A 14,948-nucleotide genomic window follows, 5' to 3' on the forward strand; every position below is an offset into this window, starting at 1 on the left:
ATTAAACATGTAATTTTATTTTCTTAGTATAGTAGGTAGCATCCATTGGTCAGTTCATCTCTACAGAACCGTTGTATCAAAACAACTTTTTTGTTGTCTACACTAACTGCCTCTATTTTGGCTACTAAGTATGGCTATGCTGCTGCGCCTCAAGCAAGTGTTAAAATTGATAACACTGCTTTTGCTACTTATAATAATTTTGACCATAATCCCCAATCCGTACAGTCTAATACAGTGAATGTCAATATCGCTGCGTTATATGCCGTTAACTTAACCTCTGCCCCACTGCAAACTGTGGAAATAGGTAAACAGGTGGTGTGGTCAAATGAGTTAACCAATAGCAGTAATGCACCCGTACATATTAAGATAAACCCCTCAGAAATAGATGGTTTAAACAACGTCAAGGTTTATCTTGATACCAATCAAAATGGCGAATTTGATAATAACGATCAAATTGTTGACCAAGCTATTTTATTGCAGCCTGGACAAAAGGTAGGAATCTGGGTAGTTGCTACAACAGCCTTAGATTTAACAGATAACCAGCAACTAAATTTACCTATTAGTGCATATATTATTGAATCACCTGATTCATCTATTAACGCTCAAGCGACCAATCTCGTTCGAGTGGTTATTCCTAAAAAAAGTGTGTTATTTGTCAAAAAATCAGCCAGTGTCAGTAGTGCAGAAATTGGCGATTTTGCAGATTATACGATTACCGTAGCCAATCGTAGCAATAATAATGCTGATAATGTATCGATGACAGATACACTGCCTCGTGGATTTATCTACACAGTTGGTAGTATGCGTGTTAACGGTATCAAAGTGGCAGACCCAGCTGGCGGTAAAGGACCTTACCTCAAACTAGGTGTGGGTAGCTTAAAGCCTAATACTGAAATTAAGGTCCAATATCGAGTACAGATTGGACCCAATGCCTTAAATGGCGATGGTATCAACCGCGTACAGGCAAAAGATGAAGGTGGACAAACATCCAATGAGGCATCAGCCAAAATTGACGTGCGTCCCGGTGCATTAATTCAAGACGGTTTCATCATTGGTAAAGTGTTCGTCGACTGCAACAAAAACGGTGTCCAAGATAATGGTGAGCAAGGTGTACCAGGTGTACGCTTATATTTGGAAGACGGCAGTTTTATCGTCACCGATCGTGAAGGTAAATATGATTTTTATGGTATTAGTGCCAAGACACATGTATTAAAACTTGACCGTACTACCCTTCCCGCTCAAAGTAAACTGCGCCTTATCAGTAATCGTCAAGCCGGTGATGCAGGCAGCCGCTTTGTAGACTTACGTCGTGGTGAACTGCATCGCGCAGATTTTGCCATCGTCGATACAGATGACAATAACAGCGAATCCTGCAACCAATCTCTACTTGAGCAAATTGCTGAACGCAAGAAAAAAATCGAACAAGATAACATTAGTCTTGAGCAAGTAATCCGTGCTGACTTAACAACTGATCCACTCAATTACCGTGTTAGCGATGTACGTGGACAACCAGCCAGTGGCTGTATCACTGCTGAAGGTATTAGCAGTAATTGTAATGTTGAACTTACTAAAACAGCACAAAACCCGTTAAGCCGTATCAGCATTCAACCCGTTGCTGCAATTAAAACCTTGAACCTTGAACAAACGCTAGAAGAAGCAACCAATAACTCGCTGCAAATTTTAAATTTAACTGATGGTCAAATTCTACCAATCAACCAAGCCACCATTCAAATCAAAGGGATGGCAGGTGCCCAGTTGCAGTTATGGGTCAATGGTCAAGAAGTCCCAGAGAGTCGTATTGGTAAAAAAGCCGTATTGGCCGACTCTCAAGTTGCAGGTTTTGACTATATCGGCGTGCCGTTAGCGATTGGTAAAAATCAAATTGAAGTGCGTCAGCTTGATATGATGGGCAATATCCGCGCTACCCGTGCCATCACTGTTATTGCGCCTGATAATTTAAGTAAAATCAGCGTTGATTCACCCAAACAGGATGTGCCTGCCAATGGTAGCGATGTCTATCAAGCAGTGGTTAAGGTTGTTGATCAGTTTGGCACACCCGTCTCTAGCCGTACCCCGGTCACGCTTAATAGCACTATTGGCACTATTCAAATTAAAGATGTCAACCCTGACCAAACGGGCATACAAACCTTTATTGAAGGCGGTAGCTTGTTGGTACCGATTCAAAGCCCAAGTCAACCAGGTGAAGGGGTGTTAGAGGTTGAAAGCGGCAGTTATCATGCTAATCAGCGCGTACAATTTTTACCTGACCTACGTCCTTTACTAGTTGCCGGTATTGTCGAAGGTCGCATTAATTTTAAAACCTTTGATCCAAAAAACTTAAGCCAAGTTGATAGCCGTGATGGGTTCGAAGAAGAGTTGCATGAGTTTGCTGATTCAGGCGATGGCAAGCGCAGTGCACAAGGCCGCGCTGCCCTATTCTTAAAAGGCAAAGTTAAAGGTGAATACTTACTAACTTTGAGCTACGACTCGGATAAAAGTAAAGGCCAACGACTATTCCGTGATATCCGGCCAGATGAATACTACCCAGTATATGGGGATGCAGCGGCTAAAGGTTTTGATGCGCAATCTACCAGTAAACTCTATGTACGCGTAGATAAAGGTCGTTCGTATGCCCTATACGGGGATTACGCCACACGCATTGAGCACGATGAAGGTATCTCACTGGGTCAATACAATCGCTCATTAACAGGACTCAGTGTCAATGTTGAAAATGACCAAAATAAAGTCACAGCATTTGCCGCCAAGACCACGGCAACGCAAGTAACCAATGAACAGCGTGGCTTGGGGATCACAGGGCCTTATAGCTTAGGCAAAGTTGATACCGATAGCGTGCTGCGTAATAGTGAAAAGGTTGAAGTTATCGTCCGTGATCGTAATAACCCAGGGTTGATTATCTCGCGGACACTACTTTCCCGTTTTAGTGACTATGAGGTTGACACTGACAGTAACAGCATCTTTTTAAAAACCGCAATCCCAAGTGTCGATAGTGACCTTAATCCTGTGTATCTGCGTGTGACTACAGAGACCGATCAGGGCGGTGAAGAATACACAGTAGCGGGCATTGCCGGTAGTCATAAACTCAATGACAAAGTTAAAGTAGGCGGTACCTACGTAAATAGTAATGACCCATTGAATAAGACATCACTGGCTAGTGCCAATATCGTGGTCAAACTATCGCCCACCTCGAAATTTGTGGCTGAAGCCGCGCATAGCGATCGCACTACCAACCCAGAGGATAATACCACTGCCAATGCATCGGGTGAAACCTCTGGTGCTGCATATCGCTTAGAGCTTGAGCATAGCATCAACAATACCCAATTGCGTGCTTATCACCAGCAAGCAGATACAGGGTTTTACAACACCGATGCAGTGATTACCGCGGGTCGCAAAGAAAGTGGACTAAAACTACAAAGTCGCGTTGATAAGCTAGGCTTTATTAAGGCTGAGGCGATCCGCACTGAGGATACTAACAATGGTGGCGTGCGTGATGGTGTATCAGCAAGTATTGAACGCGCACTGAACCGTATCATAGCACTTGAGCTGGGAATGCGCTATTACCGTGAAACCGACCAACCAGCCAGTGTAACCAGTGCTTCAGCCACACCTTATAGTGGCACCACTGCTCGCGCTAAAGTTACCGCCCAGTTACCTAAAGGATCCAATGCCTTTGTAGAATATGAGCAAGATATTAAAGAGAGTGACCGCAAAGTTTTGGCATTGGGTGGTAACTACCAACTTAATGATAAAGCAAGACTTTACGCGCGACATGAGCTTATCTCAAGTTTAGGCGGCAATTATGAGCTTAATGACACCCAGCAGCGTAATAGTACGGTAGTGGGTATCGATAGCAAGTATGGCAAAGATGCAAGCGTCTTTAGTGAATATCGGGTACGTGATGGTATTTCTGCGCGTGAAGCTGAAGCGGCGTTGGGTTTACGCAATCGTTGGGAAATCAACAAAGGGGTTTTTGTTAATACCAGCTTAGAAAAAGTGCAGGTCCTAGAAGGTGAGGATAATACCTCACAAGATGCTACGGCTGCTTCTTTAGGTGTTGAGTATCTTGCCAACCCAGACTGGAAGGCGACTGGACGCTTAGAAAAGCGGTGGGCAACACAGTCAGATAATACCGTTAGCGCGTTTGGCTTTGCCTATAAAATCAATGATGATGTGACTTTGCTCACCAAAAATATTTTTAGCCAGGTTAGTAGCAACACCAAAGACACCGGCGATCGTACTTTGGATCGTTTTCAACTTGGCGCTGCTTACCGTGATGCCGATCAAAATCGCTTTGATGCGTTAGGCAAGTTTGAGTATCGGTATGAAAACGATGAAACTGAACTGGATAGCCCTGTCAAACGTGAGGCTTATATCGTCTCGACCGTAGCCAACTATCATCCCGATCAAGACTGGCATTTTTCTGGTCAATACGCCATCAAAAAACTCAATGTCGATTTTAACGAGCTTGAATCTAGCGGCATTGTTCAATTATTAAGCGGTAGAGCTAGTTATGATATAAACCATCGTTGGGATGCTAGCGTAAGTGCAGGCGTATTATGGGGTAATAATAGCGATGGTAAACGCTGGCTATTAGGCGGTGAAGTGGGGTATCTATTAGCGCAAAACCTGTGGTTATCAGCTGGCTATAATTTCTCTGGCTATTCAGACAAAGACTTAATTGATGGTGATACCACCACCCAAGGACCTTATTTGCGCCTACGCTTTAAGTTTGATGAAAATTTATTTAATAAAAAACGTCCAATCGCCAATCAGCTTGATGCGACTGACGAACAAATTGCCATCAAATAATTGTTAAGATAAAAAGTGCCCAACACAAAGCGGACAACGATGATACGTTGTCCGTTTTACATTTGGCCTAGCGTTGGTTTTTGTATTTTTAGGGCTAGTTCGCTTATTGATTATGGATTGCTGCATCTACCAGTATCAATGAGTGTTTGACTGGTGACTAGCCCGCGCTTGATTTATGCTTTATTAATCTATTTATTTTATTTAATAAATACATTATAACAGCAGGTAACACAAACAGAATCAATAACCATTGATCACCTTTGCGACGCCTGGCCGCGATGGCTTGAACGCCTTTATCATAATCAGCAATGCTATAAAGCGCTTGTTCGGCCACCCTCATCTCATAGACGATAAACCCATACGGGTAGTCCTCAGCATAGTGAATGCTGGCCGTATGTCCTGCCAACGGGTAGGCTTTTGGGCAACTTGAATGATAACCGTCGGTTTCCAAACAGCGAAAGCGCTTGCCATTTAACACCAAAAACTCATCACGGCTGCTGCCCGATTTGCTCTGGGCAAATACCAATTCGGTCGGTTGTTTGGGCAGTGTAGCGGTGATGGTTTGCCAGTCTTTTTGTTCAAGTGGCGTGTCAGTGATGGAGAAAAAATGGGCAATAGCGATGGCCATCAAGGCAATAACGGCATGGCTGGTGAAAAACACCCTTAAGCTTGGCAGGTCTTTGGGCGATTTTGCAGCATAGCCAACCACCATAGAAAATGTGATTACGGCAATTATACCCACGGCCAATAAGTAATTGGGCGCAACATAAAAAGCGATGATGACGGCTGCGACATTATAAAGCCTGGCAATCGTGACCAGTATTGGGTATAAGTTATTGGACATATCACTAACTAAATTTGGGTTTGCTTTATCCTTCCACAATAGGCCGTCCGGCTCAAGTTAAATTTTTTGTAAACTTTCACTTCAACCGCTTATTCCACAAATCTAACGATTGAGCGGCGACAAAATGTTATAATCGACTTATTAACAGATACCTATGACAATTTGAATCAGGACAAGCCCTCTCAGTGAGTATTAGCATGAGCATTAGCACCAGTAACGCACCTACCAGTCACAAACCCCACGACCCAGCCAATTTTCAACTTACGCCCCCTGCCAGCTTTCCGTTCAAAGCCATACAAGCGACCAACAAAGTCCGTTTAGCTGACCTGTTAAAGCAGCGGATTTTGTTCCTTGACGGGGCGATGGGGACAGAAATCCAAAACTATAAACTCATCGAGGCAGACTACCGTGGTGAGCGATTTGCAGGCTTTGGACGTGATGTCAAAGGCAACAATGACTTATTGGTACTGACCCAGCCGCATATTATCCGTGATATTCACCGCTCGTATCTTGAGGCAGGCGCAGATATCATTGAAACCAACACTTTTAATGGCACGCAAATTTCGATGGCAGATTACGGCATGGAAAATCTCGTCTATGAGATTAACAAATCCGCCGCTGCCCTTGCTCGTCAAGTGTGTGATGAGGTCACTGCGACAAACCCAGACAAACCTCGGTTTGTCGCAGGCGTGATTGGTCCTACCTCTCGCACTTGCTCGATTTCACCCGATGTCAATGACCCCGCCTTTCGTAACGTCACCTTTGATGAACTTGTTGATAACTATACCGAGGCGACTTATGCTTTGATTGAAGGCGGTGCCGATATCATCTTGATAGAAACCGTGTTTGATACCCTAAATGCCAAAGCAGCGATTTTTGCGGTGACGGGCGTGTTCGAGACCATTGGGTTTGAATTGCCGATTATGATTTCGGGCACCATTACCGATGCGTCGGGACGTACGCTGTCGGGACAAACTGCCGAGGCTTTTTATAATTCAATCCGCCACGCCAAGCCGATTTCGATTGGGTTTAACTGTGCGCTGGGCGCAGATGCGTTAAAACCGCATATCAAAACCTTGTCGGATGTGTGCGAAACTTTTGTGTCCGCTCACCCCAATGCAGGCTTGCCCAACGAGTTTGGCGAATATGACGAAACCCCTGAGCAAACTGCCACCATGGTTGCCGACTATGCCAAATCTGGCTTGGTCAATATCGTGGGCGGCTGCTGTGGTACCACCCCCAAACATATCGCCAAAATTGTCGAGATGACGTCGCCCTTTGCCCCACGCCAGCTGCCAGACTACAAACCAGCTTGCCGATTGTCGGGACTCGAAGCGTTCAACATCACCCGTGACAGCCTGTTTGTCAATGTCGGTGAACGTACCAATGTCACAGGCTCAAAGAAATTTTTGCGTCTCATCAAAAACGAAGAATACACCGAAGCGTTGGACGTGGCTCGTGACCAAGTCGAAGGCGGCGCCCAAGTCGTTGATATCAACATGGATGAAGCCATGCTAGATAGTAAGGCGGCGATGATTCACTTTGTCAATTTGGTTGCCAGTGAGCCAGATATCAGCCGTGTACCGCTGATGATTGATTCGTCAAAATGGGACATCATCGAAGCGGGTCTTAAATGCACGCAAGGCAAATCTGTGGTCAATTCGATATCGTTAAAAGAAGGCAAGACAGAGTTTGTGGAAAAAGCCAAGCTATGTCAGCGTTATGGGGCAGCGATTATCGTCATGGCGTTTGATGAAGACGGACAGGCGGACAGCTTTGAGCGTAAAATCCAAATCTGCAAACGCTCATACGATATTTTGGTTGATGAAATCGGTTTTCCGAGTGAAGACATCATCTTTGACCCCAATATTTTTGCCGTCGCCACGGGGATTGAAGAGCATAACAACTACGGCTTAGACTTTATCAATGCCACCCGATGGATTACCGATAATTTGCCCAACGCCATGGTCTCAGGCGGTGTGTCGAATGTGTCGTTCTCATTTCGCGGCAATCCCATTCGTGAAGCCATTCACGCCGTGTTCTTGTACCATGCTATCAAAAACGGCATGACCATGGGGATTGTCAACCCCGCCATGCTAGAGTTGTATGACGATATCGAGCCAGACGCTAGAAACGCTATTGAAGACGTGATTTTGAACCGCAACCAAGGCGAGTCAGGTCAAGACGCCACCGACCACTTGATGCAAGTGGCAGAAAACTATTTAAGCGGTAAGAAAAAAGACAGCACCGTCGATTTGTCATGGCGTGAATTGCCCGTAGAAAAACGCATTGAACATGCGCTAGTCAAAGGGGTAACCACTTATATCAACGAAGACACTGAAGAAGCACGGCTCAAATTTCCCCGTCCCTTAGACGTCATCGAAGGACCTTTGATGGACGGTATGAACGTGGTCGGTGACTTGTTTGGGGCAGGCAAAATGTTCCTACCGCAAGTGGTAAAATCCGCCCGTGTGATGAAGCAAGCAGTGGCATGGCTTAATCCGTATATCGAAAAAGAAAAAGTTGCCGGCGAAACCAAAGGCAAAGTGCTCATGGCAACGGTGAAAGGCGATGTGCATGACATCGGCAAAAACATCGTCGGCGTGGTGCTCGGCTGTAATGGCTATGACATCATCGACTTGGGTGTGATGGTGCCTTGTGAAAAAATCCTACAAGTCGCCAAAGATGAAAACGTCGATATCATCGGCTTGTCAGGCTTGATTACCCCAAGCCTTGATGAAATGGTGTATGTCGCCAAACAAATGCAGGAGCAAGGCTTTAATCTGCCCCTACTGATTGGCGGTGCGACGACTTCAAAAGCCCATACCGCGGTAAAAATCGAGCCCAACTATCAAAACGATGCGGTTGTCTATGTTGCCGATGCCAGCCGCGCAGTGGGCGTAGCCACAACCTTACTATCCAAAGAAAAACGCGTCGATTTTATCAGTGAGCTGCGTCAAGAGTATGGCGAAGTCCGTGAACGCCTTGCCAATCGCCAACCCAAAGCCGCCAAGCTATCATATGCGGAATCGATTGAGCAAGGTTTCCAATACGACTGGGCGAACTACACGCCGCCTAAGCCCAACCAATTAGGACAATTCATTTTGGACGATTATCCGTTACAAAATTTATTGCCTTATATCGACTGGACGCCTTTCTTTATCTCTTGGGGATTGGTCGGCAAATATCCCAAAATCTTTGATGATAGCATCGTCGGGGAAGAAGCCAAAGACTTATTTGCCAATGCCCAAGCCATGATTGATAAATTAATCAAGGAAAAATTGGTCACAGCTAAAGCGGTGTTTAGACTAAGCCCTGCCCAACGCCCAAGCTCAGACACGGTACAGGTACTGGACGAGCAAGGCAATGTCATGCATACCTTTGAGCATTTACGCCAGCAATCTGATAAAGCCAGTGGTAAACCTAATTACAGCCTAGCAGACTTTATCAGTCCTGAAAAAACCGATTATCTCGGTGGTTTTACCGTGTCATTGTTTGGCGCAGAAGCCCTTGCCAATGACTATAAAGCCAAAGGCGATGATTATAGTGCCATCATGGTACAGGCGCTTTGCGACCGCTTTGCTGAGGCATTTGCTGAGCATTTGCATGAGTTGATTCGTAAACAGTATTGGGGCTATCAAGCAAATGAAAGCCTAACCAATGATGAACTCATCAAAGAAAAATATGTCGGAATTCGCCCTGCGCCGGGTTATCCTGCCTGCCCTGACCACACCGAAAAAGGCAAGCTGTTCGACTGGCTTGATACCACCAACGCGATTGGGACGTATTTGACGGAAAGCTATGCCATGTACCCTGCCTCTAGTGTGAGTGGATTTTACTACTCGCACCCAGAGAGTGAGTATTTTAATGTGGGCAAAATCAGCGAAGACCAACTGCTCGATTATGCAGCGCGTAAAGGCTGGGATAAAGCTACCGCAGAAAAGTGGCTAAATCCGAATTTATAATGTTTACCTTTTTGTAAAAATGCTTGCAGTGATATAAACATTTTGTGTAAACTACTGTGTAACAGCACCACTACCGCTATCTATTCTCTCTGGAAACATTGGTTTAGAATATGTAGTGGTTTTCTATTGCCTATCAAAAAAATCCTTGAATAAACCCCATATTTTCAACTTTAACGGCATTATTCTTTGGTTTAGGAAAGCTTAAGAGCAAGTCTTTGATATTTTCTCGCCAAAATGTATCCTTGCTAATTATATTCAATAGATAGATGGTCAATAACAATCAAATAAAAAAATAGTCTTTTATTATCAAGATTGTTTAATCCCTTAATTTGATGGTCTTTTTTTCCAATAACATCAATATTTACATTCCACAGACGACTATGATGGGCACAGATATTACGAATGTAATTGAGTGAACGTAGCCAGCTGGCGAACACATCGGCATTTCTCACTTGATAACTTTGGGCAATTAGGGTTCTTTGCTTATTAGGTAATCCTGTATAAAGTACCGACACTGCTCCAAAGTCCAAGTGATCAATCGCTACCCAAATAGGAATGGCTTGATAGTTTGTGGCATGGTGTATGATAGCAGGATTCTTTTTTGCTCTTTCAATCTGTTGGTCAAATTTCTCTTTCCACCTATCATAACTAGTTTTACCTTTTTTATCTTTGTATTGAGTAAAGCTTTTATCAAAGCTCTTTGGGTCTAGGTGAGCAATGGGGCTAGTTCTTCCCATGAGATGAGCAATCTGTGTTCTAACAGACATTTCTATGCTTTCTAATGCTTGTAAGACTAGCAGACGTAAGTGTTTATCAAAATTATATAGGTTTAGTACGTCTTGAAAATTTGTATCTCTAATAAATTTATCTTGTCTTTGTCCAGCATTGTCTGTTTGACGAAATGGATACCAATACCCACTAAGTCGATAATAATTGATTTGGGAAATGATGTGCTCCGCTGATTTTTTATCTTCAAAGCACATACCACGACTTTCGAGTAGTTGGATTTGTTGTTGATATGATTTCCAAGGTTTGCAGGGTTTTAGTGGGTTATTCGTCATATTGTTTTTGATACCACGCTCTTGCTTGTGTTTACTTGCTTGCTGCATCGCCAATTCGACAAGATTTTCGGGGTTATGAGGTTGTATTTTGAATCTCTTAAAATAGTGCAATCCTAATCACCCTCAAATCCATCATTTTGGCGATAATATCGTGTGTTACAAGATTTTAACATATTTGATAAAATAGTAGCTTTGAAAGCGCCAAAGATTAAAAATAATATTAACCTAAAAAAACCTGCAAGATTGCAGGTTATAAGCTTTTATGGAAATTTGAATTACTGCTCAATCGCATAATCAATGGTGACAACGAGTCGCACCAATTTATCCACGCCATCTTTATCATACGTCCCACCATAATCCGAATCATCGGTATCAGGGTTATGCGCATCCAAAATATTAAACGACCCTTGCGACGCTGAGCGCATCACCCCCACTTTGGCATGACCCGTTTTGGCAAATTCTTCGGCGCGTTTGTTGGCATCATCGGTGGCTTTGGCAATCAAATCATGCTTGATTTTCTCAAGGTCATTGAGTAGATATTGTGGCTTTTCAAACGTCACGGATTCATGGCTGATACGATAATTTTGCACTTGAGCGAGCATATTGGTGATTTTATTGAGTTCTTGACTGCTAATTGACAGCGTTTGCGTGGCTTTATAGCCATTTTGGCGGGTGCGGGTTTGTCCCTGCTCATCCACATAGTCTTCATTATACGGCTCAACGCTTATGGGCGTGACATTTTGACTAGATACGCTAAAGCCTTTGCTCGCCACAAACTGCTGCAGCGCTTTAAAGTCATTTTTACCATTGGCGAGTGCACCTGCATAGTCTTGTCCCCAAGCGCTGACGCCCATTTGGATTTGGGCAAGATTGGCTTTGTACGGGGCTTCTGCCAAGCCTTTGACAGTGATTGTACCGGACTGTTTTAGATTCTTAAACTGCGTGCCGAGTACAAATGCCGCGGCGATGAGACCGAGTGCCAAAATAATGCCAAAGATAATCAAGGGTAATGAGTTTTTATTATCGGTTTGTAGTGGTGGCGTAGGTAAATTATTCATCTCTCGTGAACCCTATATCTATTTATATCTTATAGAGTATAGCAAACAAATATTGAATATTAATGTTTTTTTAGCGCGATGGTTTTTGCCAAATTGTCTAATTGCCGTATGGACTGTTTGTTATCCATGGGCTGCTGATAGCGGATTTGTCGATATAGCGCGGCAAGTGCTTGAATGGCTGCCTTATCGGTGACTTTTAGCTCAAGTCGAGTAAGCCAAGCCAGCACCCCTTCACTATCCTGCCTGGCAAGCGTTTTGTCTTTTTTTGCCAAGCGATTGGATAACTGTATCATAATCCAATCATGTCTATCCCACACCCGGCGACGACGCCACCACAGCCACAATCCAAATAGCGCAAGGACGCTCACAAGGGTCAAAAACATCACCATCACTTGCTGATAGACAGATTGGATATTCAGCCATTTAAACAGCGATGACCGCTGGCGGTCTTGGTCATAGCCGACCACATCGCGTTGCCAATAGTAGCTAGCTTGGTCAAACAAGCGGCGCGCTTGCTGCAGCATTTGAAACTGCTGATAGCTAATTTGCCCTGCCACGCCCTCACCAAACATTTTTGCCCCAGCGTCTTGGGTGACAGTGTCCATACCCTGCTCGACCCGATTGGGTGCGACAAAGCCCGTAGGATCTACACGCACCCAGCCGCGCCCTTGCACCCAAATCTCGCTCCATGCATGGGCATCCATTTGCCGTACTTCCCAGCTTTTGCCATCACGCCCTAACTGCCCACCTTGATACCCTGCTACCACCCGAGCAGGTACACCTGCCGCTCGCATGAGGTAAGTAAAAGTTGACGCATAATGCTCACAAAACCCTGCACGGGTAGCAAATAAAAAATCATCGATGCGATTACTACCCAAGGTAGGGGGTGATAAGGTGTAGCGAAACTGCTGACTACGCATCCATTGGGCGATGGCGTTGGTATAGGCAATTGGGTCATCGCCTGCTTGGTGATAGAGTCGCTGGGCAAATTGGCGACTTTGCGGATTACCGCCTGCTGGCAATGCTAAATTGACCTGACGTTGCTGGGTGGATAAGGCTAAATTGATAGGCGCATCATCTAACCAATGCACTTGATAAGTGAAACGCTGATTGACAGTGTCCCAATACCGCAGGGTAAAATCCGACGTCAGCCCAATGCCTCTTTGGTTGGTTATCGGATAATCAAGCCCAAACAACCAATTTTGTCCCGTCTGCTCCAAAATCACCCGATAATCAGGGATGACAGCCAAGGTAAAGCGTTTACTCAGCTTTAAGGTTGGCAATAACCAATCAGCAATCGGCTGATCGGGCGTCCAAAGCGAGGTGTTAGGATTGGCTCGCCAGGTGGTGCCATCAAAATCAGAAAATACCAAACCGCGCCAATATAAATTTTGTTGGCTTGGCTGCTGATTGCCAAATTCCACCCGAAACGCCAATTCAGTCGATTGACTGAGGTTGGCAAAATCGCCCGGTGACATACTATCTGACATGCCGGTCTTTGCTTGCGCGCCGCTCAAATGCACCGACCATAGCGGCGGCAATCGGGGAAAAAATAAAAACAGAATAATGGTCAGAGGAATCGCTTGACCGACCAACAAGCCGAGCGTGCGGTAGCGTCCTGTACCATCATCATTTTGCGCAATCATGGCAAACAGCACGACCATCGTGCCAATCGCCACTTGTAGCGTTGTCATCAAATCTTGGTTGATTAACAACAGCCCTGCCAATACAAACAGTGATAAACTCAGCACCACATAGCCATCACGCCTGGTATGCAATTCTAGTAGCTTACTGACGGCACACAATAGCAAAAACGCGATACCGACATCCAATCCAAAGGCAGTACGATAGGTCAAATACAGTCCCACCAAACTTGCAATGAATCCTGTGTACTGTATCAACTGTAATGAGCGCGGGCGATACAAGGCTTTTGGCAACCAACGTCGCAGCGGTTGCAATTGAAAGATGATAATAAAAAAGGCATACACCGATAGCCAAATGGGTAAATTTTTGACGTGAAAAGCCACGATCAGCAGTTGAGATAGCAATATCCACTGATACGCTGAGATTTGGTTTAGGCGCGCAGATAAAGTTAAGCTGGCGCGATTTGGGTTAGGGCGACTCATGGCGTTTTTGCCAATCTTAGCAAACATTGCTGACGAAATGCTTGTCCTTCACCTATTGCGCCTTCACCATCAGGCAGTCGCAATTGAAAAGCGATTTGGCTTTGGCTCAAACTATCCACCCCGTAGCGCAGCTGGCTGAGTTTTTCCTCATGCGTCACCGCAGGCATCTGATAGTAATCCAGCAATTGCTGCTGCCCCACACTCTCCACAAAACGTTTTGACATGAGTCCTTGCCCGCGCGCGACATGCGCCCACGAAATACGCGCCAATGATTCCCCTGGGACATAATTATCCAGCTGGTCAAAATCTTCCTGCCCTGCTTGGGTGTGTAAGGCAGCGGTTTGCTCATCATCAGATGGCACAAACTGACTGGCTTTTATCTCATAGCTCAGTGGCGCAGGATACACCCACGCGTGTCCTTCAAAAAACACGTACGACCAAGCTTGCAAAATCCCTAAGGGATATACGGTGCTCACCGTAAGTCTGGGTAACACAAATTTGCCGCGTTTGTCGGCTGCTAACCATAAGCTCACCTGTTGCGGCGCTTGTATTTGACTGACCAATAGCCAATCATTTGGTGCGGACAGTGCATTGGGTTTGCGGTGTATCGGCTGTTTAAAATCGAAGGCGTTGTTGGCAAAACTTAACCGAACTTGCCGATGCGGCTGCCTTGACTCACTACTAATTTGCAGTCGCACTTGCACTTTGTCACCCACTTGCGTGTCGCTGATATCCACCAGTTTGATTTGTAACCCTGCCAAGTGCGCAAAGGTATAATGGATGGTCACCACGAGTAGACTACCTAACAAAAAGCACAAACCCAACACCAAATTATTGGCATAATTAATCCCTGCGACAAAGGTAATGATGAGTAAAAAAGCGTACAGCATCCCTTCTTTACTCAAAAAAATATATACGTTGCGCAGGTTGAGGGTGATGTCGCGGCTAATCGGCGCTCGACGCTTAAACCATGGTTGCAAGTAGTTTTCAAGTCGCTGGCGAATGGCAAACATGATAGGCGTGGGCTCTTAATTGGGATAATTTAATCAAATAATAAAAATACAGCA

The 14,948-nt window shown here is 44.9% G+C and carries 7 protein-coding genes; 2 read left to right on the forward strand and 5 right to left on the reverse strand.

Annotation, left to right across the window (positions count from 1 at the left end; translation table 11 throughout):
• The first annotated feature begins 90 nt into the window (after positions 1 to 90).
• Positions 91 to 4,827, forward strand: coding sequence for an SdrD B-like domain-containing protein (locus RT422_RS07355; protein ID WP_313421824.1), 4,737 nt, complete (start codon positions 91 to 93; stop codon positions 4,825 to 4,827).
• Between the two features lie 157 nt (positions 4,828 to 4,984).
• On the opposite strand, the gene RT422_RS07360 is transcribed toward RT422_RS07355, so the two are convergent.
• The gene (locus RT422_RS07360; protein WP_076776415.1) at positions 4,985 to 5,671 is read right to left on the reverse strand and encodes a hypothetical protein; all 687 of its coding nucleotides are present in this window, start codon (positions 5,669 to 5,671) and stop codon (positions 4,985 to 4,987) included.
• A 197-nt stretch (positions 5,672 to 5,868) separates the two neighbouring features.
• Between RT422_RS07360 and metH the strand changes: the two genes are divergently transcribed.
• Positions 5,869 to 9,636 (forward strand): methionine synthase, encoded by a 3,768-nt coding sequence (metH, locus tag RT422_RS07365; RefSeq protein WP_313421826.1) that lies wholly within the window; start codon positions 5,869 to 5,871, stop codon positions 9,634 to 9,636.
• Positions 9,637 to 9,881: 245 nt separating this feature from the next.
• Here metH and RT422_RS07370 read toward each other — a convergent pair whose 3' ends face one another.
• The 4 genes from RT422_RS07370 to RT422_RS07385 form a co-directional block, all read right to left on the reverse strand.
• A complete protein-coding gene (locus tag RT422_RS07370) occupies positions 9,882 to 10,745 on the reverse strand; it encodes an Abi family protein (protein WP_284034782.1) in 864 nt (287 codons plus the stop codon).
• Between the two features lie 227 nt (positions 10,746 to 10,972).
• On the reverse strand, positions 10,973 to 11,755 hold the full coding sequence (locus RT422_RS07375) for an SIMPL domain-containing protein (protein WP_239743236.1): 783 nt from the start codon (positions 11,753 to 11,755) through the stop codon (positions 10,973 to 10,975).
• 59 nt (positions 11,756 to 11,814) lie between these two features.
• Positions 11,815 to 13,908, reverse strand: coding sequence for a DUF3488 and transglutaminase-like domain-containing protein (locus RT422_RS07380; protein ID WP_313421828.1), 2,094 nt, complete (start codon positions 13,906 to 13,908; stop codon positions 11,815 to 11,817).
• Positions 13,878 to 14,894 (reverse strand): DUF58 domain-containing protein, encoded by a 1,017-nt coding sequence (locus RT422_RS07385; protein WP_313421830.1) that lies wholly within the window; start codon positions 14,892 to 14,894, stop codon positions 13,878 to 13,880. The genes RT422_RS07380 and RT422_RS07385 overlap by 31 nt, the downstream gene beginning before the upstream one ends.
• Positions 14,895 to 14,948 lie beyond the last annotated feature (54 nt).

Origin of the sequence: Moraxella sp. CTOTU49803, from assembly GCF_032097965.1 — a bacterium.
GTDB classification, from domain to species: domain Bacteria; phylum Pseudomonadota; class Gammaproteobacteria; order Pseudomonadales; family Moraxellaceae; genus Faucicola; species Faucicola tetraodonis.